Below are 24,205 nucleotides of genomic sequence, written 5' to 3'. Positions count from 1 at the left end.
GTTTTTTAGGGATAATGCCATGAACAAAGCACCTTGCTGGTGGCTTGGGTGCTGCCTGTTGTCCGGGCACGCCCTGGCTGCCGACTCCCCTGCGGTCATTAGTTTTGGACAAGTAAATGAAAATCAGGAGCTGCCCTCGCTGAATGGCCGGGTAGCGTTGCCGACAAGCCCGGCTGCCCCCGGCACCTTAACCCTGGGCGATGCGGTGAACCGTGCCGTTAACTGGCACCCCACCATTCGCGAAGCGGTGGGCAAACTCTACGAACAGATCCAGCAGGTTGATGTCGCCAAATCGAAGTACTACCCGCAGATCAGCGCCGGGATCAACAACGGCTACAGTAACAACTCCAGCGACACCGGCTTTACCCCTTCCGTGGTGCTCTCCCTCTCCCAGATGCTCTATGACTTCGGTAAAGTTTCCAGCCAGGTGCGGGCCGAAGACGCGGGCGTGGTGCAGCAGCAGGCCAACGTCCTGCTGAGCATTGATACCATCGCCCGGGATACCGCCACCGCGCTGGTGCAGGTGCAGATGTGGCAGCAGATGGTGGAGACCGCCGAAGAGCAGCTTGAGGCCCTCGGCAGCATCGGCAAACTGACGCGCCAGCGTAACGACGAAGGGGCTACCTCGCTCTCGGACGTGGTGCAGACCGACGCCCGTATCGAAGGGGCACGCTCGCAGCTGATGCAGTATCAGGCCAATCTCGACAGTGCCCGCGCCACGCTGATGAGCAACCTCGGCTGGAACAACCTCAACGAGGTAAGCAACGCCTTCCCGGCCAAACTGGCCCAAAGCTGCGACATCAAAGATCCGGATGACCGGCTGGTGCCCGCGGTGCTCTCCTCCTGGGCGCAGGCCAACGTGGCGCAGGCCAATCTGGACTACGCCAACGCCCAGATGACCCCGACCATCTCGCTGGAGCCGGAGGTTCGCCACTACATTAACAATCGCTATCCTGGCCACGACACGCTGGATAAAACCCAGTACAACGTGTCGGTCAACGTCGAGATGCCGATCTACCAGGGCGGCGGCCTGGACGCCCGGCGTAACGCCGCCAGCCACGCGGTGGAGGCGGCGCAGTCCAACGTGCAGCGCACCCGGCTGGACGTGCGGCAAAAATTGCAGGAGTCGCGCAGCCAGGTGATGAGCCTGATGAGCACCCTGCAGATCCAGTCCCGCCAGGAGACCCTCAGCCAGCGCACCCGCGAACTCTATCAGCAGCAGTATCTGGATTTGGGCTCCCGCCCGCTGCTGGACGTGCTGAACGCCGAGCAGGAGGTCTACCAGACCCGCTTTACCCAGTGGCAAACCGCCGGACAGCTGCACCAGCTGCAGATCAACTGCCTGTATAACACCGGGCGAATGCGCAACGCCTTCAGCCTTGAAAACCACACTATTCAGTCAGTGGAGATCCAGCCATGACGCGAGACGATATCCTTCACGAGGAGCCACTGACGCAGGAGGCGCTGGAACACTGGGCGCAGGCGTTTGGCTATGTCGCCACCCGCTACCGGGTGGCCTGCTCTCCCGGCGCGCTGGTGGCTGGCGCCCCCTGGCTACAGGGGAAGAGCAAAACCCCGGCCCTGAGCGGGCTGGCCCGCGAGGCGGGGCTCTCCTTTAAGCTGCTCAACAACGGCCAGGAGTCGATCAACAGCTGGCGTCTGCCGGTGGTGGTGGAGCTTAATGACGGCAAGATCGGCGTCATTGAGCACTTCGACGGGGAAGACATGCTCGACGTCTGCTTCTTTGACGGCAAGGCCCAGACCAACCGCATCTCGCTGGCGGCGCTGCTGCCGGCCATTCATCAGGTGGTGGCCCTGCGTCCGCTGGCGGCGTTAAAAGACAGCCGGGTGGATGCCTATATCTCAAAATACCGCCCGGACTGGCTCTACCGGCTGGTGATGCGCGACCTGCGCCCCTACACCTACGTGATGCTGGCGGCGCTGTTCATCAACCTGTTGTCGCTGGCCGGGATTCTGTTTTCGATGCAGGTCTATGACCGGGTGATCCCCGCCCAGTCCTACCCTACCCTCTACGTGCTGACCATCGGGGTGCTGATTGCCACCCTGTTCGGCTTTATCCTGCGTCTCGCCCGCTGCCACATTATGGATTTGCTGGGCAAACGGGCCGACCTGCGCGTCTCGGACCGGGTGTTCGGCCATGCCCTGCGCCTGCGTAACAGCGCGGTGCCGCGCTCCACCGGCAGCTTTATCTCCCAGCTGCGCGAGCTGGAGCAGATCCGCGAGATGGTCACCTCCTCGACCATCTCCACCATTGTTGACCTGCCCTTCTTCTTCCTGTTTGTCGGCGTGCTGGCGATCATCGCCCCGTCGCTGGCGTGGATCGCCCCGGTGGCGGCGGTGCTGATGGTATTGCCGGGCCTGCTGCTGCAGAAAAAGCTGGCGGCGCTGGCGAAGCAGTCGGCCCATGAATCGACCCTGCGCAACGCGGTGCTGGTGGAGAGCGTGCAGGGGCTGGAGGACATCAAGCTGATGCAGGCGGAGAACCGCTTCCTGCAACAGTGGAACAGCTACATTCAGATCACCGCCGAGTCGGGCCTGAAGACCCGCGAGCTGACCCAGGGCCTGATCAGCTGGGGAATGACCATTCAGAGCCTGGTCTACACCGCGGTGATTGTGGTGGGTGCCCCGATGGTGATCGAAGGCGAAATGACCACCGGTGCGGTGGTGGCCGCCTCGATGCTGGCCTCGCGGATGATCGCCCCGATGGCGACCCTGTGCGGCGTGCTCGCCCGCTGGCAGCAGGTCAAAGCAGCCAAAGAGGGGCTGGACAACATTATGCAGCTCCCCACCGAGAACCAGCGCGAAGAGACGCCGATCCGCCAGGACGTGCTGCGCGGCCACTACCTGTTCGAACAGGCGCAGTTTGCCTACGGCGGTGACGTGCAGAACCCGGTTCTGCGCATCAACCGGCTGGAGATCAAACCCGGCGAGCACGTGGCGATCCTCGGCCGTAACGGCGCGGGCAAATCGACCCTGCTGCAGGCGATGGTCGGCGGGATGGATCTGGTGGGCGGCGAACTGCGGCTCGACAACCTCAGCCTGCCCCATCTCGACATGGCGGACGTGCGGCGTAACGTCGGCCTGATGAGCCAGAACGCGCGGCTGTTCTACGGCACCCTGCGGGAGAACATCACCCTCGGGATGCCCCGCGCCACCGACGACGAGATTTTTGCCGTGCTGGAGATGTGCGGCGCGGCCACCTTCGTGCAGAAGCTGGCGAAGGGGCTGGACCATCCGATCATGGAGAACGGCGTCGGGCTCTCCGGCGGCCAGCGCCAGTCAATTTTGTTGGCGCGTATGTTCCTGCGCGATCCCAATGTCGTCCTGCTGGACGAACCTACCGCCTCGCTGGATGAGCACACCGAACGCGAATTTATTCAGCGCCTGAGCCAGTGGCTTGGCAACCGGACCCTAATCGTCGCCACCCACCGGGTGCCGATGCTGGAGCTGGTGGAGCGCGTGGTGGTGTTGAAAGAGGGAATGCTGGTGATGGATGCGCCGAAAGCCCAGGCGCTGAGCAACAGCCGGATGCAGCAACAATCGCAGCAGGCAAATGGCCGGGAGTGGAAAAATGAAAATCAGTCAGCATGATGCCGCCGCGATAGACGATCTGGATAACACCCTCGGTTCCGAGAGCGGCTATACCGGGGCCAGAAGCATTGTGTTAATCAGCCTGCTGCTGTTTATCATCGGCGGAGTATGGGCGTGGTACAGCATTCTGGATGAGGTATCGACCGGCACCGGGAAGGTGATCCCCAGCTCCCGCGAGCAGGTTTTACAGTCGCTCGACGGCGGGATCCTCGCCGAGCTGAAGGTCCACGAGGGGGATCAGGTGCAGGCCGGCCAGGTGCTGGCCCGTCTCGACCCGACCCGCTCTGAATCTAACGTCGGTGAAAGTGCCGCCCGCTACCGCGCGTCGCTGGCCTCCAGCGCCCGTCTGCATGCGGAGGTGAACGATCTGCCGCTCACCTTCCCGCCCGAGCTGGCGAAATGGACCGATCTGATCGCCGCGGAAACCCGGCTCTACAACTCCCGCCGCCAGCAGCTGGAAGACTCCCGGCGCGAGCTGCGCCAGGCGCTGGAGCTGGTTAACGCGGAACTCGCCATCACCCAGCGGCTGGTGAAAACCGGTGCCGCCAGCCACGTCGAAGCCCTGCGCCTGCAGCGCCAGAAGAGCGACCTGGAGCTGAAGCTCACCGACCTGCGCTCGCAGTATTACGTGCAGGCCCGGGAAGCGTTGTCCAAATCCAATGCCGAAGTGGACATGGTCTCTGCGGTGCTGAAGGGGCGTGAGGATTCGGTGACTCGTCTGACGGTGACCTCCCCGGTGCGTGGCATTGTGAAGAACATCAAGGTGACCACCATCGGCGGCGTTATCCCGCCGAACGGCGAGATGATGGAGATTGTGCCGGTGGACGATCACCTGCTGATTGAAACCCGCCTGTCACCGCGCGATATCGCCTTTATCCACCCGGGGCAGAAGGCGCTGGTGAAGATCACCGCCTACGATTACGCCATCTACGGCGGGCTGGACGGCGTGGTGGAGACTATCTCGCCGGACACCATCCAGGATGAGGCGAAACCGGAAGTGTTCTATTACCGGGTGTTTATCCGCACCAGCCAGGATTATCTGGTCAACAAAGCGGGGAGGCACTTCTCGATTGTGCCAGGGATGATTGCCACGGTGGATATCAAAACCGGCGAGAAATCGGTGATGGATTATATGATTAAGCCGTTTAACCGTGCGAAAGAGGCGTTAAGGGAAAGGTAGTTTTTTGCCCTCTCCCGCACGGACGATCCCCTCTCCCTTGAGGGAGAGGGTTAGGGTGAGGGGGAACATGCGACTCAGGTGGGGGGTTCAGTGCACCTCCTCCCCCCTGGGGTATGTGAACGGTACTATTCAGGCAGTGCGTACACCACCACCTGATCGCCCACCTGGTCCTTCAGGATAGTGTTCCCGCCCGCAACAAACGCCACATACTGACGGCCTTTGTACTCATAGACCGACGGGTTCGCTACCGCAGGAGCTTCAACCTGATCGGCCCACAGCTCTTCACCGCTCTCCACCGAGTAAGCGCGCACTTTGGCATCCATCGAGGCACCGATAAAGACAATGCCCCCTGCTGTCACCGCCGGGCCGCCAATGGTCGGTGAACCCCAGCTTTCCGGCATAAAGAAGCCATACTGCTGCGATGCGCCAACCGGACGACGCCACTTCACATCACCGGTATGCATATCCAGCGCCACGATCTCACCAAACGGCGGCTTCCAGCACGGCATACCCAGCCAGTTATTCGCCACCATCAGGCGCAGGCCGTAAGGTGCCCCTTCCTGAGGCGCAAAGCCGCTCTCATTCCCGGCGCTTTTATCCGCTTTATCGTAATCTTCACGGCTGTAGAGCTTCACGTACTGCACGATATGGGAGGTGTTAACGATGGCAATCTGCTTGTGCGGATCGAACGCCACCCCGCCCCACTGCACGCCACCGGCGCTGTCGGGATAGGTCAGAGTGCCTTCACCTTTGGTGACAGGCGGGGTGTACATGCCGTCATAGGTGAGATTGTCCCACAGGCGAGTACACTGCCCGGCACCGACGACATCCGCCAGCTTCCAGATCTCTGGTTTTTTCGACTGATCGAGCAGCGGTGCAGGTTTGGTCGGGAAAGGTTGCGTTGGCGAGAGAACTTCGCCCTGCACCGAACCATCGCCCTGCGGTACCGGCCGCTCTTCGATAGGCCAGACATCTTCGCCCGTCAGACGGTTAACCACAAACAAAAAGCCCTGCTTGGTGGCCTGAATCAGCGCCGGGATCTGCTTGCCGTTGACGGTGATATCCATCAGCGTTGGCGCAGAGTTGATATCGTAATCCCACACGTCGTGGTGCACCCACTGACGAGACCAGACCACTTTACCGGTATTGATATCCAGCGCGGTGGTAGAGGTGCCGAGTGGAATAGGATCGACGCGGTTGCCACCCCAGTAGTTAGGGGACGGGGATGACACCGGGAGATAGACCAGACCGTTGGCCTCATCGGCGGACATGTGCGTCCAGACGTTGGCCGTCCCGGTACGCTGGCGGATCTCAGCCGGGATCGCATCAAAGGTCCATTCGCGCTCGCCGGTGCGGGCATTGATGGAAAATACACTGCCAGGAGGCGCTTCGGCATAGGCCCAGTCTTTGCCGGCCCAGCCAACAATCAGATGGTCGCCTACGACGGTTGGCGGCTGCAGGATGGAGAGCGGGTACTTGGCATTAACCGTGTTCCACTGATTAATGTTCAGCACCCCCTTGTCCGCAAAGCCACTGCACGGCTTGCCGGTATCGGCATCCAGCGCAAAGAGCATGCCGTCAACGGTGCCCATGTAAACCATCTTCTGACACGCCTCTCCGGCGACCGGATTTTTTGCCTGCCAGTAAGAGACGCCGCGGTTTTTCAGCACCGGCTGGGTCAGCGCCTTGCGTGAAGATTTGGTGTCATAGTGCCACTTCTCTTTACCCGTGCCCGGGTCCAGCGCAATCAGGCGATCGAAAGGGGTGCCTATGTAGATGGTCTCATTGGCGAAGATGGGTGTCGCGGACCAGACGGTAGCCGGGGTGTCGCCTTTACCATCCGAGACGTCGCCGGTATGGAACTCCCAGACTTTGGTTAATTTACCGACGTTCTCCGCCGTAATCTGGGTGAGCGGACTGTATTTTTGGGCGTTAAGCTGCCCATGGAAGCTGTCCCAGGTGGCGGCAGAGGGCACCAGCGGCGTCGCAGGTTGATTGACCGACGCGACTTTTTGTCCGCCTTCCTGACCGGTTGACGCCTCGTCAGTGGTTTTTGTGGTGCCCGGCGCCTGCTGATCGGCCGCATCCACATTGAGTTCTTCCTGGGTCCCCTGAGAGGCTTCAGCGGCTTTATCCTGCGCCTGCAGCGAGAGTGGAGTAACCAGCAGCGCCAGCGCAGTCATGCTGACCTTAATGACGGAATAGTGTTTATCGTTATGCACGGGTGGCTCCTCAGGCTCTGACGCGGGGATTGTGACGAACGGAATTGCTGCTCAGCATAATCAGACCGACCAGGCCGACCACCATAGCTGCCGTAATGATGTACTGGTGCAGCAGCGCGGCTGCAAAACCAATCCCAAACAAGAACACGAGGGTGACAATAATCAGGAAAATGCGCCCGCCGCGACGGGATGCGGCACGCAAAATAAAGCTCAGGATTGCCAGAAACAGGCAGGCGATGGCCACGCCCAGCGCACCAATAGTACCGGTGACGCCAGTAAGCGGTGTCAGCCACGCGTATAACGCCACCGCGAAGCCAATGACCGCAGCCAGCAACAGCAACAGGCTGCCGACGCGGGAGGGTTGAGAGTGCAACATACCAGGAAGTCCCCTTATAAAATGAACAAATAACTCAAACGGCGTTTTTGTGGGTAAGTGCAGCTGTTATTGGCGCGGGCGGTAGCTAAAAAATCAACGCAGCGTGAAGAACAGCGGCATAATTCACTAAACGTAAATGAGTATAGAAGAGGATTTATTTAAGGCGATTCCTGGCCAGGTGATGTTTAACTTTTCACCCGCTGCAAATTTTCAGGTACGCGTCGCGTCGCCTGTTTGAATGCATCAGCGTGATAACCGAGAGACTTCAGCTGGCCCCGGCTCTCTTCTAACGCCGTTTCAAGCTTATCGACTTCATTAGAGAGACGGGAAACCATGACGAAGAGTATGGCGACCCCTATTACGACTGGAACAATTATCCACCATGACAGAAACATGTGCGTAACCCTGAAAGATAATCAACGTAGTTACAGTCTTATAGTTAGCTAATTAAAAACCATAATAACAATTCATTAATTTGTATTTGCCCGCATCAGAGCGGTGTTCCAGGCCGGGTAAGGCGTAGCCGCCACCCGGCGATGCAGTGCGGCCTGTCCCCCCTCACCCCAGCCCTCTCCCTCAAGGGAGAGAGAGAAAGGCAACTACGCGCCCGGCGCTTTCGGGAAAATCTCCAGATATTTCTGCGAGCCATAAAACGGGATCACCAGAAACGCCATACCCGCGCCGCCTTTGGCTAACTGCACCGCCATATCGCCGTTGCGGGTAATAAACAGCGTGCGGTCCTGCCATTGACAACCGACGCTCATATCCGGGGTGCAATTTTTATACTTCGTTAACAGTACGCCCTCTTTGGTCAGGAAGAAGTACCGGCTTTCGACACCGGACGGTTTTGCCGCCGACGCATCCAGCAGCGCGTAAGTCTCCTCCCGCAGCGTTCTGTTCTGCGCATCCAGCGATTTCACCTGCAGCGATCTGCCGGGATAGTTGAAGCGTAACTCCACCATCGCCGCGTTGTCAGCTCTGACATACAGCGTCTCGGCCAGATCGTTTGCGCCGTAGTATTTCCCCCCACCCGGCTTGAGCGGTTTCGTCATAAAGCGGTACAGCGTGTGACTGCGAATATCCTGGCGGTTGGGATACTCCGCATTAAATTGCGCTTTTTGCGGCGAGCTGACGACGCACCCGGTGAGTAACAGCAGACAGAACAGGACTGACAGTTGACGCATTTACCTTCTCCTTTGAGCATTAACCTATGATTGCCAGTAAAGCGGCGAACCAAACGCCTCCACGTAGTAATCAATCACCGCCCGCACATTCAGCGGCGGATGGCGCGTATGGGGGTAGATCGCCGCAATAGTGAGCGGCTCGGTATTGATGGAGGCCTCGTGGTCCGGCAGGAGTTTTATCAACTCACCATTGTGGACCCGGTCGCCAATCAGCCAGTCGGGGAACAGCACCATCCCCATTCCGCCCAATGCCGCGATAAGCAGGGTTTCGGCGTTGTTGGATGACATCAGCGGCGTGACGGGATAGTGGGTCCACGCCTCGCCGGGCCGACGCAGCAGCCAGCGGTTGGGGCCGGACGAGCCGCGATAAACCAGGCATTTGTGACCCATAATATCGTCCGCCGATCCCGGCGTGCCGTATTTGCGCAGGTACGCCGGCGAGGCGGCCAGGTGATAAAACTGCTGCCCCAGCACCCGGGCGTGAAAAGTGGAGTCGGTCAGCGCGCCGATACGAAAGATCACGTCGGCGGCATCCCGATGGGGATCGATATAATCATCGGTCAGCGTCAGCTCGATGCTAAGCCGGGGATAACGCTCCGTCAGGCCAGGGAGGCCGGGTGCGATATGCCGCTGGCCGAAAAAGACCGGGGCATTGATACGCACCACGCCGGTAGGCTCCCGCTTGCGCTCGTCCAGCTCCCGGCGCGCATCGTCAAGATTACTGACCATCGCCCGGGCAAAGCGGATAAACAGATGACCGCTCTCAGTAGGGATGATCGCCCGCGTGTTGCGGTAGAACAGCTGCTGGCCGAGGGCGTCTTCAAGCTGATGAATCACGCGGGAGACCTGCGAGGCCGAAACCCCTTCCCGCCGCGCCACCACCGAAAAGTTCTGGGTTTCATAGACCGCAATAAAGATCAGCAGCCAGCGAATATTGATGTTTGCGGCGTCGTACATTAATGCATTTCCTGCACAGGTGTTTATTGCATTATGGCATTTTTCTCACGGATGTTCAGGCGTACGCTTCCCGGCCTTAACGATGGAGAGACGGCGTAGTATGCAACTGATATTGATTTTATTCGTGATCGCGGGCGGCATGGGGCTGTCCGTCGAGGCTGGGCTGCTGGGGCCGCTCGGCGGCGAGGTGGGCGATCTGTGGGCCACGTTCAGCGTGTTCGGCGTGGGCGCCGCCCTGACCTTTTTGCTGATGCTGTTTTTCAGCCCGCGCAATAGCCCGTCGTTTTTCGCCCAACCCTCATGGCAACTGCTGGGCGGGGTGCTCGGCCCGATCTACGTCATTATTCTGACCATTGCGACCCCGGCCATCGGCATCGCCATGACCATGATTGGTATTCTTGCGGGCCAGGTCTTTAAGAGCCTGATCATCGACCATTACGGCCTGCTGGGCACGCCACACCGCAAAATTGACAGTAAACGCATCATCGCGCTGGGGTTCATCATCGCCGCGCTGGTTCTGGTTGCACAGGGGTAACACAATGACATTTATCATGATTATTCTGGCGGTCATCGGCGGTGCGACGCTGAGCATCCAGGCCGCCATCAACGGCCAGTTGGGCAGCAAAGTCGGCGTCTTCAAAAGCGCGTTCCTGACCTTTTCCGTCGGCGCGCTGGTCACCGCCCTGCTGATCTTCTTCTTTGAGCCGAAGCATGCCGTCACCCTGATGGATGTGCCTAAATGGCAGCTGCTGGGGGCGATGTTTGGCGTGCCCTACATCGTGATTATGGTGCTGGCCGTGCAACGTATCGGTACCGCGGTCGCCACGGTGGCGGTGATTTTTGGTCAGCTCACCATGAGCATGCTGATCGACAATTTCGGCTGGCTGGGCAATGCGGCCATTCCGTTTTCGATGAGCCGTCTGGGGGCTGTCGTCTGCCTGGGGATCGCGTTGTTCTTTATCTACTCCAGCAGCAGAACGCCGGAAACGAAAGAAGAACCTGCGCAGGCAACATAATGCCCGGCGGCGCTGCGCTTGCAGGGCCTACGAGGGTGTTGTAGGCCGGGTAAGCGTAGCGCCACCCGGCAAATACAGCCGATTCGCCAGCCCGCGGCAAATTGGTTATCATCCCCGCCTCTTTTATCCTCCGGTCAGCCTGATGTCTGCCATTATCGATACTTTTATTGCCCCGCCGTGCCACACTCCGATAGAGACGCTGTGGCAGGACGATCATCTGGTGCTGATCAATAAACCCAGCGGGCTGCTCAGCCTGTCGGGGAAAAATCCGCAAAATCTCGATTCTGTGCATCACCGGCTGGTGCAAACTTTCCCCGGCTGCACGCTGGTGCATCGCCTTGATTTCGGCACCTCCGGGCTGATGGTGATTGCCCGCAACAAGGCGATCAATGCTGCCCTCTGCCAGCAGTTCAGCCAGCGCAGCGTGACCAAGATCTATACCGCCCTGCTCTGCGGTCATCTGGCCGATGACGAAGGGGTGATTGATGCGCCGATTGCCAAAGATCCGGCGCTGTTCCCGCTGATGTCGATTTGCGCCATAAACGGCAAACCAGCCCGCTCCCGCTATCGGGTGGTGGAGCGTTTTTATCACCAGGGAGAAGTGCCGGTGACGCGGGTTGAACTCATCCCGGAGACCGGGCGCACCCACCAGCTGCGTATCCACTGCCAGCAGTTGGGCCATCCGATTCTGGGCTGCGATCTGTATGGCGGGCTCCTGCCGCCCGGCACCGAGCGGACGCCACGGCTGATGCTGCACGCCAGCGAGCTGCATTTTGCTCATCCCATTAGCGGAGAGCCGATCGTCGCCCGCCATGCCAGCCCGTTCTGAACAGGAATCACCTGAACTCAAAGGAATTTTTAAACCTCGTTTAGCATGGAGATCGCCACGCCAGTAAAACCTGCGTCGATCGTTCGGTGACGTTTTTCATTTTCCCATGAGTGCCTGTGTTAATTTGCACGCTAAGGAAGTACCTTCCATGCATTGCTTTTAATCACTTCATTCAGGACAGTAAATGAAAAGACGGTATGTTGTGGCTGATGTTTTTACTGATACCCCCTTTCTGGGCAATCCTGTCGCCGTGGTTTTAGATGCAGAGGATCTAAGCACCGAGCAGATGCAGCGGATTGCCGTTGAGTTTGGCTACAGTGAAACGACCTTTGTGCTTCCGCCGGGCGATGCTGCCCATACCGCGCGGGTACGAATTTTTACCCCTTCACGTGAGATCCCGTTCGCGGGCCATCCCAACGTCGGCACCGCTTACGTGCTGGCAACCTATGCGGCGATGAATGACACGCCTCTGCCTGAGACGCTGCTGTTTGAGGAGATTGCGGGTCTGGTTCCCGTCAGGCTGTTAAAAGACAACGGCACGGTGACTGGCGCGGAGCTTGTGACGCCGGAAGCCTTATCCTGTCGCTCTGAAGTGAGCCCGGAAAAGGTTGCCGCCTGCCTGTCGCTGACTGCAGAAGATATTCGCACCGCGGTGCATAACCCGCTTGTCGCCTCGGTTGGCCTGCCGTTCCTGGTGGTGGAACTCGTCTCCCGGGATGCGCTGCGCCGCTGCGTGCCGAACTTGCAGGGCTTTCGCGCGGTGCTGCCGCTGGATGGCGCGGTCTCTGTTTATGCCTATACCCTCGATAAAGATGCCGGTGAGCCAGGCGACCTGCAGGCGCGGATGTTGACGCCGCGCATGACGGAAGATCCGGCCACCGGCAGCGCCACCGCCGCGGTGACCGCTCTGCTGGCGCTGCATCGGGATAAAACCACGCTCTCCCTGCAGGTTAGCCAGGGCGTTGATATGGGACGAGCCAGTACGCTTTATTCGGGGTATGACGCCTCGTCAGGAAAGTCCGTTGTCCGGGTGGGTGGCAGCTGTGTCATTACCATGGAAGGGGCGTTTACGCTGTGAGGTTGCATCGCTGGAACATTGCCGGGTGGCGGCTACGCCTTACCCGGCCTACGCACATCCCCTTTTCTGAAGACGCCTCGCAGACCTTACATTCTCCCCAGCGCTACGCTTCCACACGCTAAAACTCCAGGTTAATTTGCCATTACGGACCATGTAAACAAACGCACTTGCGCACAGTGCATGAGTGCATTAGACTGACCTACGTTCACCAGGATGGAGAATGACCACACCACTTACGTTAAGGAGCATCTCTGACTTTCGCGATACCTGGCTTGAGGAGTTTTTTCTATATGGACGTCCGCATGGAAGAATCCCGGCAGAGATAGCGTCAGCTCTGATGCGAAAACTCGACATCATCAACGCAGCGACCTCGTATCGGGATCTGCGTAGCCCACCCGGCAACAAGCTTGAAGCGTTGAGCTCGCCGCTTCTGGGTTGTTATTCGATACGCGTGAACAGGCAATACCGACTGATTTTCATCTGGTCAGGCGGTAAGGCGAAAGGGATTTATCTTGATCCTCATACCTACAATGCTCACCGATGAGTGATGTAGATGGGGACACCCGCTAAACAAGGCAGGTCATAAAATGGCATTCACAAACAGCACCCGTAAACCGACCACACCCGGCGATATTCTGCTTAACGAGTTTCTTGAACCGCTGCATTTAAAAATTGCCGATCTGGCAGAGATGCTTAACGTGCACAGAAACAGCGTCAGCGCGCTGGTCAATAACAACCGAAAACTGACCACGGACATGGCCGTGCGGCTAGCCCGGGCTTTTGATACCACCATTGAATTTTGGCTGAACTTGCAGCTGAACGTGGATATCTGGGAAATTCAGCACGACGAGCGCATGCAGGCGGAACATCAGCAGATCATTACTGCGGCGGAGATGCTGGCTAAGAGGAAAGCGCAATCGTCTGTGGCGTAATGCTACGACAATACGCCTCTCGCCCACCCTTCTGGTGGGCTTTTTTACGCCCAAATTATGTAACAGCGCTCCAGATTCACATTCGTTTCTGAAGACGCCTCGCAAGAATGAAAACCGCCTTATTTCCCTGCTTTAATAGTGGCTATTTGCGGCGTAGGGTGTCGGTACGTCAGCAACATCTGGCGTCGGGATTGGCATCCCGGTTAAACTTAATGGTGACGCGGGGCTGTAACGCACCGCGCGTCTGGCAACACTTCTATGGTGGGCTGGACGGGGGCGTCGTTAGACGCGCCGGTATCCATTAAGGCCGGTAATGCCAACTCCGTTCAGTTCTGCCACCCGCGAAATTGGCATTTCCGGGTGGCGGTAAATAAACCACTTAATGGAACATAAATATGGCTACTATCAACCCGCTCATTACCGCCCCCTTCGACCACAACACCGATTTCACCGAACTGGCCGATAACTGCGAACGCTTCTGCGAAGCGATGCTGTGCGAAGAGGATCCGACAATGAAAATCGCCCTGTGCGGCCGCCTCGCTGCCTGCCTGGCACTGCTGAAACCGACGCTGCATGAGCCCATTCCCCGGGATCTTGAGGCATATCTCACCGTTGATTCCCTGCCCCTGCATCAGCCGGAGTTCGCACCGGAATCCGATGCGCTGTGCGGTTATTGTGAAGCGATCGCCCGGCTGTTAATCAGCAATACGCTGGCACCGGATACCGCCTGCACCATGAGCGATCTGCTGGCAGAGTTAACCAGCTATTTTGCCGAGCGCCTGAAGGCGCCGCGCTGGCTGGCAACCGATGCGGGAGTGGAGTGGATTAACTAATGTGAATGTTTCCCCTCACAATAGCGTGAGGGGAAGATGACAGCTAAGGATGGCTGATGACATGAGCAATTTATCGCTCCAGGAAATACATGAACACTGCCTTCATACTACTCAAAAAATCATTCAGAGCTTCGGTTGGGATAGCATCATCGTAGGTTCGTTAAGCGAGGAAGACAAAACTTACCTTTGGAATGAGAACGATAACGCGGTGCTTAACTGGCGCTGGGCAATAGAGCATTATCGTGGAAATGCCAACGATAACGGTATCTTAGATATAAGCCTAAAAAGTACGAAGGGATATGATTCTGCTGTTCTGCATGCAGCAATAATTTGCAAATATGATGCTCGCAGGGAGGAGTTCGCCATTTGCATGCTGGAAAATCTGATAGCTCACAAAAAGAGTGCGCTTACAGGTAACGTCTTTATTATTGCCCTGATCTATTCGACAACATTTTGCAGCATGATGGAACTTGATGATGTGGTGATACATGACCCCCTGGAGGACATGAAACCACGCTATCGATCGTATGGATTCTCACAAGTGTTTTACGCCCCCAACAAAATGTCCTCTGCAGTAGCTGATATTCAGACAACGATTCGACGCAAAGTGATGGGTATCCACTGAGATAAAAATCGACTGTTTGTCAGGCAAACGCGACCGCTGTAAACTCTGATGAAATGGTTAAAAACCAACCTGGAGACGTTATGATCAAGCAAAACAAAAAAATCGATTCTGTTAAAGCGACTGCTGCTGCCAAACGCGCCGCAGACTTCTGGACAACTATTGACGGCAACAAACTTGCACAAGTGGGCCAGCGGGAAAAAAAGATGGACCTCGTTGGGCCAACAAAGAAAGCTGAACTCGTTAACGTCGGCTAACGGAGTATCCCACTACGCGGCACGTTCATCCCAGCCCTCTTCCTCCAGGGAGAGGGGATTTCCCTCACCCCACCTCCCGCATTTCCGCCGCCAGATACACCCGCACATAGCGCACAAACTTGCCGACAAACACCCCGGCGAACAGCCCGCCGGTGATGATGGCGAACGCACTCACCCCTGGCCGCTGCAGCACGTCGGGTGCGATGGCGCTCATCACGCCCAATACGTACTTCACCGCAAAGGCCAGCATCATAAAAGGCAGAGCCGAATAGTCCGCATCACGATAGATGCTGCGCGGGGCGGCGGCGCGCGTGACGACCGTGCGTTTGCTCAGGATGTAGCCCATCGCCGCACCGCTGAGCAATCCCACCAGCCACAGGGAGCCGGTCGCCAGCGTCAGCGTGCGGAAAACCAACAGATCGTAGATGTCCCAGAGCAGAAAAATGGCCGGGATGATGGCCAGCTTTTCCAGCGCCACGGTCGCGGGCTTGCGCGCCTTGAGGCCCCGGTTTATCAGAAACAGCAGGATGAGATAGACCCAGAAGGGAGTGTGGATCAGGATACCCGAAATGAAATCAATCATATGGCTCACCGTTGCAGCTAGCAGGATGACACCGCGTCACCGCTCCGGCTCAGTATTGCCGATGGCCGCAGATCCACCATCATACTTTATCAGGGTTTTTAATCCGGCCCTTCGCTTACCCTTTTCGAAGTAGAATTTTCGATGAATCATTGTAATCCATGCATAATATACTCAACCGCTTCGCTAGATTATTTTTTAGTCATTCCTTAGCGCTGCGAATAATATAAGAAATCAATTAAGACTAATCCCACGTATTTTAATTTTTTATGCGCTATGCATCGCTTACGCCATTTGTAAACTTTAGTAAAGAGCCCCGCCACGTCTGGTTCCGCACGCTTCAGCGAGACACAGGAAAGCGCACAAAGCCCTGACCCCGGAAGGTCGTTTGATAACATAACCTTGTAGAAGAATATTTCGAAAACAAGCGAACCGATATATTCATACAACTCAGCACCAGGGCAGGAAATTATACGAAAAATCTGGTTTGACTCTTCAAAATTACTGGCTAAATTTAATTCTGAACGACAACGGATACGAATGAAAACGTATCTTACTGACATAAACGATGTATATGAGGAAACATAATATGGCAGAGCAACGTGGTGGTTCAGGTAATTTCTCGCAGGATCGTGAAAAAGCCTCTGAAGCAGGGAAAAAAGGTGGACAGCAAAGCGGCGGTAATTTCAAAAACGATCCGCAGCGTGCTTCTGAAGCAGGTAAAAAGGGCGGTCAGCATAGCCATGGTGGCGGACGTAAGTCTGACAACTCTTAATTCATCTCATTATTAAAGCCTGTTATTCAATTTAATCGGTAATCTGCGGGTCCGCGGGCTCGCAGAATTTTTATGTCACTGGAGAAAAGCGTATGAATATGAAAAGCATAGAAGATGTGTTTATTCACCTGCTTTCTGACACCTACAGTGCAGAAAAACAGCTGACCCGTGCCCTGGCTAAATTGTCCCGCGAAGCCTCCAGCCCGGATCTGAGCGCTGCGTTTAAAGCGCACCTGGAAGAGACCCACGGCCAGATTGAACGTATCGATCAGATCGTGGAGAAAACGCCGAATATTAAACTGAAAAGAATGAAATGCGTTGCAATGGAAGGCTTAATTGAAGAAGCCAATGAAGTCCTTGAAAGCACAGAGAAAAACGAAGTGCGTGATGCAGCATTGATCGCCGCAGCGCAGAAAGTCGAACACTATGAAATTGCCAGCTATGGCACGCTCGCCACGCTGGCAGAGCAATTAGGCTATACCCAGGCGGTAAAACTATTAGCCGAGACGCTGGAAGAAGAGAAATCCACCGATCTTAAACTCACCGATCTGGCCGTCGGTAATATTAATCAGAAAGCAGAAAAGTAAGCCGGAATTAACCGAACCCGAGGAAGAAAATATGAATCACGTAGAACATTACCATGACTGGCTACGCGATGCTCACGCCATGGAAAAGCAAGCTGAATCTATGCTCGAATCTATGGCCAGCCGCATCGATAATTATCCTGATGTACGCGCTCGCATCGAGCAACATATAACTGAAACAAAACACCAGATTACTCTGCTGGAAGAGATCCTTGATCGTAACGATATTTCCCGTTCGATGCTGAAAGACTCCATGAGCAAAATGATGGCGTTCGGCCAGTCTATGGGCGGTATGGCCGCGTCGGATGAGATCGTGAAAGGTTCTATTAGCGGCTACGTTTTCGAACAGTTTGAAATTGCCTGCTACACCTCTCTGCTGGCCGCGGCGAAAAAAGCCGGGGACGTGGCGTCAGTACCTGCTATCGAATCTATCCTCGCGGAAGAACAACGCATGGCCGACTGGCTCATCCAGCACATTCCGGATACCACGGAACAATTCCTCCTGCGTTCAGATGCTGACGGCGTGGAAGCGAAAAAATAACCCAGGAGTGAGCCTATGTTTAGACACGTAAAACAGCTGCAGTACACCGTTCGCGTTGCCGAGCCGAATCCTGGCCTCGCGAACCTGCTGCTCGAACAATTTGGCGGCCCTCAGGGTGAATTGGCCGCTGCCTGCCGCTACTTTACGCAGGGGCTGGGCGATGACGATCCAGGTCGCAGAGAGATGCTGATGGATATCGCCACCGAAGAGCTGAGCCACCTTGAAATCATCGGCACAATGGTGGGTATGCTGAATAAAGGTGCCAAAGGCGAACTGGCAGAAGGCACCGAAAGCGAAGCGGAACTTTACCGCTCCCTGACGCAAAACGGTAACGACAGCCACATCACCTCCCTGCTGTACGGGGGTGGGCCACCGCTGACCAACTCCGCGGGCGTACCCTGGACTGCGGCCTATATTGACACCATTGGTGAGGCCACAGCCGACCTGCGCTCGAACATCGCGGCAGAAGCACGTGCCAAGATCATTTATGAACGCCTGATCAACGTTACCGACGATCCTGGGGTGAAAGATGCCCTCGCGTTCCTGATGACCCGTGAAGCCGCGCACCAGCTCTCGTTTGAGAAGGCGCTGCAGTCGATTCGCAATAATTTCCCACCGGGGAAATTGCCGCCAATCGAACAATACGCCACCACCTACTACAATATGTCTGCAGGTGATGATCTTCGCGGCAGCTGGAACAGCGACGAAAACTTCGAGTACGTTGCCGATCCGCAACCTGCCGTTGACGGTGGGGACGGTAGTGCTCAGGTCACGCTTTCGAAAGAGCAGGCCGCTCTGTTGAAAGCGATGGCGAAACGCTCCGAGTCGGATCCGAAAGCCAATCCGCTAACTGGCGCTGAGCTGGGGGCCGGTAAGAAAAAACCGTAACCCCGCGCCGAAGAAAAATGCTGTACCACAATGCCCCGTTCCTTGCGGGGCATTTCGCTGACAGGGGTAGAGTACGATGTTCGAACTCGATGCGTTCCATCTCGCCAGGCTTCAGTTCGCCTTCACAGTGTCGTTTCACATTATCTTCCCGGCCTTAACCATCGGCCTCGCCAGCTATCTGGTGGTGCTTGAGGGCATGTGGCTGAAGACCAAAAATGACGTCTGGCGCTCGCTGTATCACTTCTGGTTAAAAATCTTCGCGGTTAACTTCGGGATGGGCGTGGTCTCCGGCCTGGTCATGGCCTACCAGTTCGGTACCAACTGGAGCGGCTTTTCCCAGTTTGCCGGGAGCATCACCGGCCCGCTGCTCACCTATGAGGTGTTAACCGCATTCTTCCTCGAAGCGGGATTCCTCGGCGTAATGCTGTTTGGCTGGAACAAGGTCGGGCCCGGCCTGCACTTCTTTGCCACCTGCATGGTGGCGCTGGGCACCCTGATGTCCACCTTCTGGATCCTCGCCTCCAACAGCTGGATGCACACCCCGCAGGGCTTCAGCATCGAGAACGGCCAGGTGATCCCCGAGGACTGGTTCGCCATCATCTTTAACCCCTCCTTCCCCTACCGCCTGATCCATATGTCCATCGCCGCATTCCTCAGTAGCGCCCTGTTTGTGGGTGCCTCGGGAGCCTGGCATCTGCTGCGCGGGAACGACAGGCCAGCGGTGCGCAAGATGTTCTCAATGGCGCTGTGGATGGCGCTGTTGGTTGCGCCGATTCAGGCCTTTGTCGGGGATATGCATGGCCTGAACACCCTCGAACATCAACCGGCAAAAATTGCCGCCATTGAAGGCCACTGGGAAAATCCACCGGGTGAAGCTACGCCGCTGCTGCTGTTCGGCATCCCGGATATGGAAGAGGAACGCACTAAATATGGGCTGGAGATCCCGGCGCTTGGCAGCCTGATCCTCACCCACAGCCTGGATAAGCAGGTTCCGGCCCTGAAAGACTTCCCGAAAGATGAGCGCCCCAACTCGCTGATCGTCTTCTGGTCATTCCGCGTGATGGTCGGCCTCGGGATGCTGATGATCCTGATGGGCGTGGTGAGTCTGTGGCTGCGTCACCGCCACCGGCTGTATCACTCCCGTCCGTTCCACTGGTTTGCCCTGAGCATGGGGCCTGCCGGCGTGGTGGCGATCCTCGCGGGCTGGATCACTACCGAAGTGGGGCGTCAGCCGTGGGTGGTGTATGGCTATCTGCGCACCATTGACGCGGTGTCGTTGCACAGCACCCTGCAGATGAGCATCAGCCTGCTGGCGTTTATCGTTGTCTACTGCTCGGTGTTTGGCGTGGGGTTTGTCTATCTGGTGCGATTGATTAAGAAGGGACCGCAGCCTACCGACAATCTCTCGGTGAATACTGACGGCAGACCTGCGCGTCCGCTCTCAGCGGCGGAACCGGTACCGGAAGAGGAGAAACCATAATGGGCGTCGATATCTCAGTTATCTGGTTTGCTATCATCGTCTTCGCCACCCTGATGTACATCATCATGGATGGTTTCGATTTGGGTATCGGCATGCTCTTCTGTTTTGAGCGTGACCCGCAGGCGCGTGACGTGATGGTCAACAGCGTCGCCCCGGTCTGGGACGGAAACGAAACCTGGCTGGTGCTTGGGGGCGCGGGGCTGTTTGGCGCCTTCCCGCTGGCCTATGCGGTGATCATCGACGCCCTGACGATCCCGCTTACCGCCATGCTGATCGGTTTGATCTTCCGCGGTGTGGCCTTTGAGTTTCGCTTTAAGGCCACGCCGTCGCACCGCAAATTCTGGGACTACTCCTTCGCGGGCGGTTCACTGCTGGCGACCTTCAGCCAGGGGATTGTGGTCGGGGCGATGATTAACGGTTTCGACGTCGAGGGCCGCCGCTTTGCCGGTTCCGCCCTCGACTGGCTGACCCCGTTCAATCTCTTCTGCGGGCTGGGGCTGATGGTGGCCTATACCCTGCTGGGCACGACCTGGCTGATCATGAAAAGCGAAGGGGCGTTGCAGCGTCATATGCGGGAGCTGACCCGCCATGTGCTGCTGGCGCTGCTGGTGGTGGTGGCAGTGGTGAGCGTCTGGACGCCCTTTGGCTGGCAGTATGTGGCGGATCGCTGGTTCTCGCTGCCGAACTTCTTTTACTTCATGCCGGTGCCGGTACTGGTGGCGGTATTCGGGGTATGGATCTGGCGGCTCACACGCAACCCGCACAGCCACGCCCGGCCTTTCCTGCTGACGCTCGGGCTGATTTTCCTCGGCTTTAGCGGGCTGGGCATCAGCCTGTGGCCCAACATTATCCCGCCCCGTATTACCATCTGGGACGCGGCCGCCCCGCCGTCCAGCCAGCTGTTTATGCTGGTAGGCACGCTGCTGATCATCCCGTTGATTCTGGTTTATACCGCATGGAGCTACTACGTGTTTCGCGGCAAGGTCAGGGATACCGAGGGTTACCACTAAGCCGCATTATCGCCGGGTGGCGGCTACGCCTTACCCGGCCTACAAAACCTACAGCATGCACGGCCCGCCGGGCGTTGCCGCATCGGGCACGGTGCGTAATAAAAAGCCGGGTGGCGCTGACGCTTACCCGGCCTACATGCTATTTCCGCCGGGTGAGACACTTTCCAATTAACAGCAGTCCGGCCAGCGCGGCGGTGCCCAGCAGGGCTTTGCCCGGTACGCCGGAGGTGATCGCCGCGGCGCGGGATTTGGCCTCCGGGGTAAAATGGCCGTGCACCCGGTGCTCGCCGCCGACCGGGTTGGTCAGGTTATCCCGCCGATCGGGTGGATTGAGCGCCTCCTCCATCTGCCCTTCCCAGGCCTTTTTCACCATCATCCGGTCGAGAAAACCGGGGAACAGGAACTGGCCGACAATCGCCCCGATGGTGCTGCGCCCTACCCATAGCTCGCGCACCGGCTTCTGCGCCACGCCGTAGATCGCCTCGGCGGCGACCTCCGGCTGAAACACCGGTGCCACCGGACGCATACTGTAGGCGAACTTATTCCGCGCCCAGTCAAACTGCGGCGTGTTGAGACCCGGCATCTGTACCATCGCCAGATGCACGCCGCTGCGCTCATGCATCAGCTCGGTTCGCAGCGCGTCGGTAAAACCACGGATCGCCGCCTTGGCGCCGCAGTAGGCCGACTGCAGTGGAATCGAGCGGTAGGCCAGCGCGGAACCGACCTGAATAATCACCCCGCTGTCGCGCGGTATCATATGCTCCATAGCGGCCCGCGTGCCGTTGACGCAGCCCAGATAGGTCACCTCCGTCAACCGACGAAATTCATCGTCGGTCATGCTGTAAAATGGCGCCAGGGTGGTGCACATGGCGTTGTTTATCCATACGTCGATAGCGCCCAGCCGATCGACCAGCGTCCGGGCCGCCTGGCTCAGCGCCCCGGCATCCACCACGTCCACGCTCACCGCATGGCAGTTGACGCCGTAGTTCGCCACCTCCGCCCGCGTGGCTTCCAGACTGTGGTTATCCCGGGCAATCAGCCCCACATCGTAGCCCGCCGCTGCAAAACGCAGCGCCGTGGCTTTCCCTACCCCAGCCGTAGCGCCGGTAATCACCACCACACTCATAGCCTCTCCTTAGTGCAACTGCTTTTTCCAGTGCGGGATCTGCCGCAACAGTTCAGAAAGCGCGTAGCGAACCGCTTTCTCAATCACATCTTCACACTCGCCGGTGAAGTGCTGCACGGCGGTAGTTACCTCGCCGCGGAAGCACCAGCCAAACCAGACGGTACCCGCCGGGGTGCCATCCTCGCCGCCGTCCGGCCCGGCGTAGCCGCTGATGGCGATGCTGACATCCGCATCGGCCAGCTTCAGCGCCCCCTCGGCCATCTCCCCTACCGTCTGGCTACTCACGGCAGTGTATTTTTCAAGGGTGGCATTACTCACCCCCAGCACCTTGTGCTTGGCTTCATTGTTGAAGGTCACCACGCCGGTGCCAAAGAACGAGGCAGTATCCTTTTCGGCGCAGAGCGCAGAGGCCACATTGCCACCGGTGCAGGACTCCGCCGTGGTGAGCAGCCAGCCTAAATCAGTTAACACCGTCGACACCTGGCTGGTGAGTTCCTTGGTGGTTTTGGCCTGGTTCCAGATATTTTCTTTCATGATTCACTCTCTTCGGGAATAATCGAAATATGCCCGTTACGTTCAAGGATGGCGTATTTAATTTTCTCCAGCTGGTATATGCCGTGATTTTGTCGGGCCGATACCAATATATCGTCGCAGGAGACATCTACTTTTTTTAATTTTTCGTTCTGTAATTCACCGTGTACCACCAGAATAACCGGGGAACCATCGAGCATCGATTCCGCGCCGGAGATATATTTTTTTGCCACGCCGAAAAGCATATCAATCACCACCAGCGTAATAATGGTTAACATGGCACCGGTAACCGAAAAATCCTCACCCAGCAGCGCCTGCTGGGTGGCCTCACTGATAATTAATAACAGGATCAAATCAAAGCTGGTCATCTGCAGCAGCGCCCGCCTTCCGGCTATTTTAAACACCACCAGTAAAATCAGATAAATCGCCACTGCCCTGAGTATCATTTCCATGTGGGACCCTTAAGGATAGATAAATTGCCAGAAAGAGAGCCCCGGCTGATTATTTACTGTGACGGTAGTGACGGTTTTACCCGGCTGTTCCGGGGTGCTGTAGAGCCAGACGGTAAAATCCTGACGCGCTTTTGCCGCCTGATAAACCAGCACCAGCTCCCCGCCCTCGCTGCGCATTTCATCGGGCTGCGGCCAGATATTATCGGTTTGCGTTCGCGCCATATATTCTCCGCCAATGCGCAGCGTCAGCGGAGTCTCACCCTGACCCGGCGAGGTAATTTTCAACTCCACGGGAGAGAGCAGTCGGCCAAAACGCTGATATTCCACCTGCACGCTGTTGGCGGCGTTGGTTTTTGTCGCGTCGCTAAAATAACCGCCCGAAAAAAGCCCTAACAGCGCAGCGGCAATAATCAGCAATAACAGTACAAAACCGAAGCGGTGAGCGTTGTATTCAAACTGCAGGGCGGCATGGTTTTGTTTCACGCCGGGCAAAGAAGGGGATTTTTCTTTTGCATTCGCCATATATCACCTCACCGTCTCGCTTATTAATATTATGCAGCCAGATGATTTTTATAGATAAATTTGATTAAGACTGTTCCTGTTTGCAAAATAAAAAATAGCAACCAGGCTTAATCTGTCAAGCCAGTTAAACCAAGGAGGCCGTATGAAATTAACTGTCGCACCCTTATTGTGTTGTCTTTTAATCCCGGCGGCGTATGCCGAAGATAATGGTGGACTGAAGGAAGATACTGCCCCTCCGGCGCCACATGCGCTGGATGATGGTTATCGTGGCGCGGAAGATGCCAGAATCATGACCGTGGAGCAGGCTAAAGAGATGCACGACGGGGCTACGATCTCCCTGCGGGGTAATTTAATTGATGGCTCCGGTGGGGATAAATTTAAATTCCGCGATAAAACCGGCACCATTGATACCATTATTCCCCAGGCCGTATTTGATGGCCGCACCGTACAGCCCGATAATATGATCAGCATTAACGGCAGTCTGGACAAGAAATCCACCCCGCCTGTGGTGCGTGTCGACCGCATCCAGAAATAACCGTCAATTTCACTTAAGTTTCGCGTGGATATTTCCTGACATCCACGTGAAACCCCCGATATATTCTCTCAAGACGCAAACCT

At 57.0% G+C, this 24,205-nt stretch carries 28 protein-coding genes; 19 read left to right on the top strand and 9 right to left on the bottom strand.

The window, feature by feature from the left end; genetic code table 11:
• Positions 1–19: 19 nt before the first annotated feature.
• Genes LG383_RS02150 through LG383_RS02140 form a run of 3 tightly spaced genes read left to right on the top strand, consistent with a single transcriptional unit; the run spans position 20 to position 4,792 of the window.
• A complete protein-coding gene (locus tag LG383_RS02150) occupies positions 20–1,420 on the top strand; it encodes a TolC family outer membrane protein (protein WP_225758242.1) in 1,401 nt (466 codons plus the stop codon).
• Complete coding sequence (locus LG383_RS02145) at positions 1,417–3,612, top strand: type I secretion system permease/ATPase (protein WP_106994973.1); 2,196 nt, start codon at positions 1,417–1,419, stop codon at positions 3,610–3,612. Before LG383_RS02150 ends, LG383_RS02145 begins: the two co-directional genes overlap by 4 nt.
• Positions 3,593–4,792 carry an HlyD family efflux transporter periplasmic adaptor subunit gene (locus LG383_RS02140; protein ID WP_166183497.1) on the top strand — a complete coding sequence of 400 codons (1,200 nt, stop codon included), beginning with the start codon at positions 3,593–3,595 and terminating at the stop codon, positions 4,790–4,792. The genes LG383_RS02145 and LG383_RS02140 overlap by 20 nt, the downstream gene beginning before the upstream one ends.
• A 125-nt stretch (positions 4,793–4,917) precedes the next feature.
• Here the strand turns inward: LG383_RS02140 and LG383_RS02135 are convergent, their stop codons facing one another.
• The 4 genes from LG383_RS02135 to LG383_RS02120 form a co-directional block, all read right to left on the bottom strand.
• A complete protein-coding gene (locus LG383_RS02135; RefSeq protein ID WP_225758241.1) occupies positions 4,918–7,014 on the bottom strand; it encodes a pyrroloquinoline quinone-dependent dehydrogenase in 2,097 nt (698 codons plus the stop codon).
• Between the two features lie 10 nt (positions 7,015–7,024).
• Positions 7,025–7,390, bottom strand: a complete 366-nt coding sequence (locus LG383_RS02130) for a hypothetical protein (RefSeq protein ID WP_166183501.1) — start codon at positions 7,388–7,390, stop codon at positions 7,025–7,027.
• A gap of 599 nt (positions 7,391–7,989) precedes the next feature.
• Positions 7,990–8,574, bottom strand: coding sequence for a hypothetical protein (locus LG383_RS02125; RefSeq protein ID WP_225758240.1), 585 nt, complete (start codon positions 8,572–8,574; stop codon positions 7,990–7,992).
• Between the two features lie 24 nt (positions 8,575–8,598).
• Positions 8,599–9,531 carry a LysR family transcriptional regulator gene (locus LG383_RS02120; RefSeq protein WP_225758239.1) on the bottom strand — a complete coding sequence of 311 codons (933 nt, stop codon included), beginning with the start codon at positions 9,529–9,531 and terminating at the stop codon, positions 8,599–8,601.
• A 100-nt stretch (positions 9,532–9,631) separates the two neighbouring features.
• On the opposite strand from LG383_RS02120, the gene LG383_RS02115 reads away from it, so the two are divergent.
• The 9 genes from LG383_RS02115 (at position 9,632) to LG383_RS02075 (ending at position 15,098) form a co-directional block, all read left to right on the top strand.
• Positions 9,632–10,066 carry a DMT family transporter gene (locus tag LG383_RS02115; protein WP_106994966.1) on the top strand — a complete coding sequence of 145 codons (435 nt, stop codon included), beginning with the start codon at positions 9,632–9,634 and terminating at the stop codon, positions 10,064–10,066.
• A 4-nt stretch (positions 10,067–10,070) separates the two neighbouring features.
• Positions 10,071–10,547, top strand: coding sequence for a DMT family transporter (locus LG383_RS02110; protein WP_225758238.1), 477 nt, complete (start codon positions 10,071–10,073; stop codon positions 10,545–10,547).
• 142 nt (positions 10,548–10,689) lie between these two features.
• Positions 10,690–11,376, top strand: coding sequence for an RluA family pseudouridine synthase (locus tag LG383_RS02105; protein ID WP_225758237.1), 687 nt, complete (start codon positions 10,690–10,692; stop codon positions 11,374–11,376).
• Positions 11,377–11,560: 184 nt separating this feature from the next.
• Positions 11,561–12,454 (top strand): PhzF family phenazine biosynthesis protein, encoded by an 894-nt coding sequence (locus tag LG383_RS02100; RefSeq protein ID WP_225758236.1) that lies wholly within the window; start codon positions 11,561–11,563, stop codon positions 12,452–12,454.
• 220 nt (positions 12,455–12,674) lie between these two features.
• Positions 12,675–12,998, top strand: coding sequence for a type II toxin-antitoxin system RelE/ParE family toxin (locus LG383_RS02095; protein WP_106994959.1), 324 nt, complete (start codon positions 12,675–12,677; stop codon positions 12,996–12,998).
• Between the two features lie 43 nt (positions 12,999–13,041).
• On the top strand, positions 13,042–13,386 hold the full coding sequence (locus LG383_RS02090; RefSeq protein ID WP_166183529.1) for a HigA family addiction module antitoxin: 345 nt from the start codon (positions 13,042–13,044) through the stop codon (positions 13,384–13,386).
• A 395-nt stretch (positions 13,387–13,781) separates the two neighbouring features.
• Positions 13,782–14,219 (top strand): hypothetical protein, encoded by a 438-nt coding sequence (locus LG383_RS02085; RefSeq protein WP_106994956.1) that lies wholly within the window; start codon positions 13,782–13,784, stop codon positions 14,217–14,219.
• Between the two features lie 61 nt (positions 14,220–14,280).
• On the top strand, positions 14,281–14,844 hold the full coding sequence (locus LG383_RS02080; protein ID WP_106994955.1) for a hypothetical protein: 564 nt from the start codon (positions 14,281–14,283) through the stop codon (positions 14,842–14,844).
• Positions 14,845–14,924: 80 nt separating this feature from the next.
• Positions 14,925–15,098, top strand: coding sequence for a hypothetical protein (locus LG383_RS02075; protein ID WP_181247307.1), 174 nt, complete (start codon positions 14,925–14,927; stop codon positions 15,096–15,098).
• 64 nt (positions 15,099–15,162) lie between these two features.
• Here LG383_RS02075 and LG383_RS02070 read toward each other — a convergent pair whose 3' ends face one another.
• Positions 15,163–15,681 carry a hypothetical protein gene (locus tag LG383_RS02070; RefSeq protein WP_225758235.1) on the bottom strand — a complete coding sequence of 173 codons (519 nt, stop codon included), beginning with the start codon at positions 15,679–15,681 and terminating at the stop codon, positions 15,163–15,165.
• A gap of 586 nt (positions 15,682–16,267) precedes the next feature.
• Here LG383_RS02070 and LG383_RS02065 point away from each other — a divergent pair.
• The 6 genes from LG383_RS02065 (at position 16,268) to cydB (ending at position 20,956) form a co-directional block, all read left to right on the top strand.
• Positions 16,268–16,453, top strand: a complete 186-nt coding sequence (locus LG383_RS02065) for a general stress protein (RefSeq protein WP_032613375.1) — start codon at positions 16,268–16,270, stop codon at positions 16,451–16,453.
• 92 nt (positions 16,454–16,545) lie between these two features.
• Complete coding sequence (locus tag LG383_RS02060) at positions 16,546–17,040, top strand: ferritin-like domain-containing protein (RefSeq protein ID WP_106994953.1); 495 nt, start codon at positions 16,546–16,548, stop codon at positions 17,038–17,040.
• 31 nt (positions 17,041–17,071) lie between these two features.
• On the top strand, positions 17,072–17,578 hold the full coding sequence (locus LG383_RS02055; RefSeq protein ID WP_106994952.1) for a ferritin-like domain-containing protein: 507 nt from the start codon (positions 17,072–17,074) through the stop codon (positions 17,576–17,578).
• Positions 17,579–17,593: 15 nt separating this feature from the next.
• On the top strand, positions 17,594–18,466 hold the full coding sequence (locus LG383_RS02050; RefSeq protein WP_106994951.1) for a manganese catalase family protein: 873 nt from the start codon (positions 17,594–17,596) through the stop codon (positions 18,464–18,466).
• A 76-nt stretch (positions 18,467–18,542) separates the two neighbouring features.
• Entirely contained in the window at positions 18,543–19,946 is a 1,404-nt protein-coding gene (locus tag LG383_RS02045; protein ID WP_106994950.1) for a cytochrome ubiquinol oxidase subunit I, read from the top strand.
• Positions 19,946–20,956, top strand: a complete 1,011-nt coding sequence (cydB, locus tag LG383_RS02040; protein ID WP_106994949.1) for a cytochrome d ubiquinol oxidase subunit II — start codon at positions 19,946–19,948, stop codon at positions 20,954–20,956. The genes LG383_RS02045 and cydB overlap by 1 nt, the downstream gene beginning before the upstream one ends.
• Positions 20,957–21,095: 139 nt before the next feature.
• Here the strand turns inward: cydB and LG383_RS02035 are convergent, their stop codons facing one another.
• The 4 genes from LG383_RS02035 to LG383_RS02020 are packed head-to-tail and all read right to left on the bottom strand — an operon-like array spanning position 21,096 to position 23,587.
• Complete coding sequence (locus LG383_RS02035) at positions 21,096–22,082, bottom strand: SDR family oxidoreductase (protein WP_225758234.1); 987 nt, start codon at positions 22,080–22,082, stop codon at positions 21,096–21,098.
• A gap of 9 nt (positions 22,083–22,091) precedes the next feature.
• Positions 22,092–22,616, bottom strand: coding sequence for a 2-oxo-tetronate isomerase (locus LG383_RS02030; protein ID WP_106994947.1), 525 nt, complete (start codon positions 22,614–22,616; stop codon positions 22,092–22,094).
• Positions 22,613–23,065 (bottom strand): DUF421 domain-containing protein, encoded by a 453-nt coding sequence (locus LG383_RS02025; RefSeq protein ID WP_106994946.1) that lies wholly within the window; start codon positions 23,063–23,065, stop codon positions 22,613–22,615. Before LG383_RS02025 ends, LG383_RS02030 begins: the two co-directional genes overlap by 4 nt.
• A 9-nt stretch (positions 23,066–23,074) precedes the next feature.
• Positions 23,075–23,587: a hypothetical protein gene (locus LG383_RS02020; protein WP_225758233.1), complete on the bottom strand. Its 513-nt coding sequence runs from the start codon at positions 23,585–23,587 to the stop codon at positions 23,075–23,077.
• A gap of 142 nt (positions 23,588–23,729) precedes the next feature.
• On the opposite strand from LG383_RS02020, the gene LG383_RS02015 reads away from it, so the two are divergent.
• Positions 23,730–24,122: a YdeI family stress tolerance OB fold protein gene (locus LG383_RS02015; protein WP_166183551.1), complete on the top strand. Its 393-nt coding sequence runs from the start codon at positions 23,730–23,732 to the stop codon at positions 24,120–24,122.
• The last annotated feature ends 83 nt before the right edge of the window (positions 24,123–24,205 follow it).

Origin of the sequence: Leclercia sp. Marseille-Q4284 (assembly GCF_916618945.1) — a bacterium.
Classification (GTDB): Bacteria; Pseudomonadota; Gammaproteobacteria; order Enterobacterales; family Enterobacteriaceae; genus Enterobacter; species Enterobacter tamurae.
The sequence above is the reverse complement of the archived record's forward strand: the minus strand, read 5'-3'. Positions and strand labels throughout refer to the sequence as shown.

What these genes read in the sequence shown, in the direction of transcription:
- LG383_RS02150 (WP_225758242.1), top strand. Translation starts at nt 20, where the DNA reads ATGAACAAAGCACCTTGCTGGTGGCTTGGGTGCTGCCTGTTGTCCGGG.
- LG383_RS02145 (WP_106994973.1), top strand. Translation starts at nt 1,417, where the DNA reads ATGACGCGAGACGATATCCTTCACGAGGAGCCACTGACGCAGGAGGCG.
- LG383_RS02140 (WP_166183497.1), top strand. Translation starts at nt 3,593, where the DNA reads ATGAAAATCAGTCAGCATGATGCCGCCGCGATAGACGATCTGGATAAC.
- LG383_RS02130 (WP_166183501.1), bottom strand. Translation starts at nt 7,390, where the DNA reads ATGTTGCACTCTCAACCCTCCCGCGTCGGCAGCCTGTTGCTGTTGCTG.
- LG383_RS02125 (WP_225758240.1), bottom strand. Translation starts at nt 8,574, where the DNA reads ATGCGTCAACTGTCAGTCCTGTTCTGTCTGCTGTTACTCACCGGGTGC.
- LG383_RS02120 (WP_225758239.1), bottom strand. Translation starts at nt 9,531, where the DNA reads ATGTACGACGCCGCAAACATCAATATTCGCTGGCTGCTGATCTTTATT.
- LG383_RS02115 (WP_106994966.1), top strand. Translation starts at nt 9,632, where the DNA reads ATGCAACTGATATTGATTTTATTCGTGATCGCGGGCGGCATGGGGCTG.
- LG383_RS02110 (WP_225758238.1), top strand. Translation starts at nt 10,071, where the DNA reads ATGACATTTATCATGATTATTCTGGCGGTCATCGGCGGTGCGACGCTG.
- LG383_RS02105 (WP_225758237.1), top strand. Translation starts at nt 10,690, where the DNA reads ATGTCTGCCATTATCGATACTTTTATTGCCCCGCCGTGCCACACTCCG.
- LG383_RS02100 (WP_225758236.1), top strand. Translation starts at nt 11,561, where the DNA reads ATGAAAAGACGGTATGTTGTGGCTGATGTTTTTACTGATACCCCCTTT.
- LG383_RS02095 (WP_106994959.1), top strand. Translation starts at nt 12,675, where the DNA reads ATGACCACACCACTTACGTTAAGGAGCATCTCTGACTTTCGCGATACC.
- LG383_RS02090 (WP_166183529.1), top strand. Translation starts at nt 13,042, where the DNA reads ATGGCATTCACAAACAGCACCCGTAAACCGACCACACCCGGCGATATT.
- LG383_RS02085 (WP_106994956.1), top strand. Translation starts at nt 13,782, where the DNA reads ATGGCTACTATCAACCCGCTCATTACCGCCCCCTTCGACCACAACACC.
- LG383_RS02080 (WP_106994955.1), top strand. Translation starts at nt 14,281, where the DNA reads ATGAGCAATTTATCGCTCCAGGAAATACATGAACACTGCCTTCATACT.
- LG383_RS02075 (WP_181247307.1), top strand. Translation starts at nt 14,925, where the DNA reads ATGATCAAGCAAAACAAAAAAATCGATTCTGTTAAAGCGACTGCTGCT.
- LG383_RS02070 (WP_225758235.1), bottom strand. Translation starts at nt 15,681, where the DNA reads ATGATTGATTTCATTTCGGGTATCCTGATCCACACTCCCTTCTGGGTC.
- LG383_RS02065 (WP_032613375.1), top strand. Translation starts at nt 16,268, where the DNA reads ATGGCAGAGCAACGTGGTGGTTCAGGTAATTTCTCGCAGGATCGTGAA.
- LG383_RS02060 (WP_106994953.1), top strand. Translation starts at nt 16,546, where the DNA reads ATGAATATGAAAAGCATAGAAGATGTGTTTATTCACCTGCTTTCTGAC.
- LG383_RS02055 (WP_106994952.1), top strand. Translation starts at nt 17,072, where the DNA reads ATGAATCACGTAGAACATTACCATGACTGGCTACGCGATGCTCACGCC.
- LG383_RS02050 (WP_106994951.1), top strand. Translation starts at nt 17,594, where the DNA reads ATGTTTAGACACGTAAAACAGCTGCAGTACACCGTTCGCGTTGCCGAG.
- LG383_RS02045 (WP_106994950.1), top strand. Translation starts at nt 18,543, where the DNA reads ATGTTCGAACTCGATGCGTTCCATCTCGCCAGGCTTCAGTTCGCCTTC.
- cydB (WP_106994949.1), top strand. Translation starts at nt 19,946, where the DNA reads ATGGGCGTCGATATCTCAGTTATCTGGTTTGCTATCATCGTCTTCGCC.
- LG383_RS02035 (WP_225758234.1), bottom strand. Translation starts at nt 22,082, where the DNA reads ATGAGTGTGGTGGTGATTACCGGCGCTACGGCTGGGGTAGGGAAAGCC.
- LG383_RS02030 (WP_106994947.1), bottom strand. Translation starts at nt 22,616, where the DNA reads ATGAAAGAAAATATCTGGAACCAGGCCAAAACCACCAAGGAACTCACC.
- LG383_RS02025 (WP_106994946.1), bottom strand. Translation starts at nt 23,065, where the DNA reads ATGGAAATGATACTCAGGGCAGTGGCGATTTATCTGATTTTACTGGTG.
- LG383_RS02020 (WP_225758233.1), bottom strand. Translation starts at nt 23,587, where the DNA reads ATGGCGAATGCAAAAGAAAAATCCCCTTCTTTGCCCGGCGTGAAACAA.
- LG383_RS02015 (WP_166183551.1), top strand. Translation starts at nt 23,730, where the DNA reads ATGAAATTAACTGTCGCACCCTTATTGTGTTGTCTTTTAATCCCGGCG.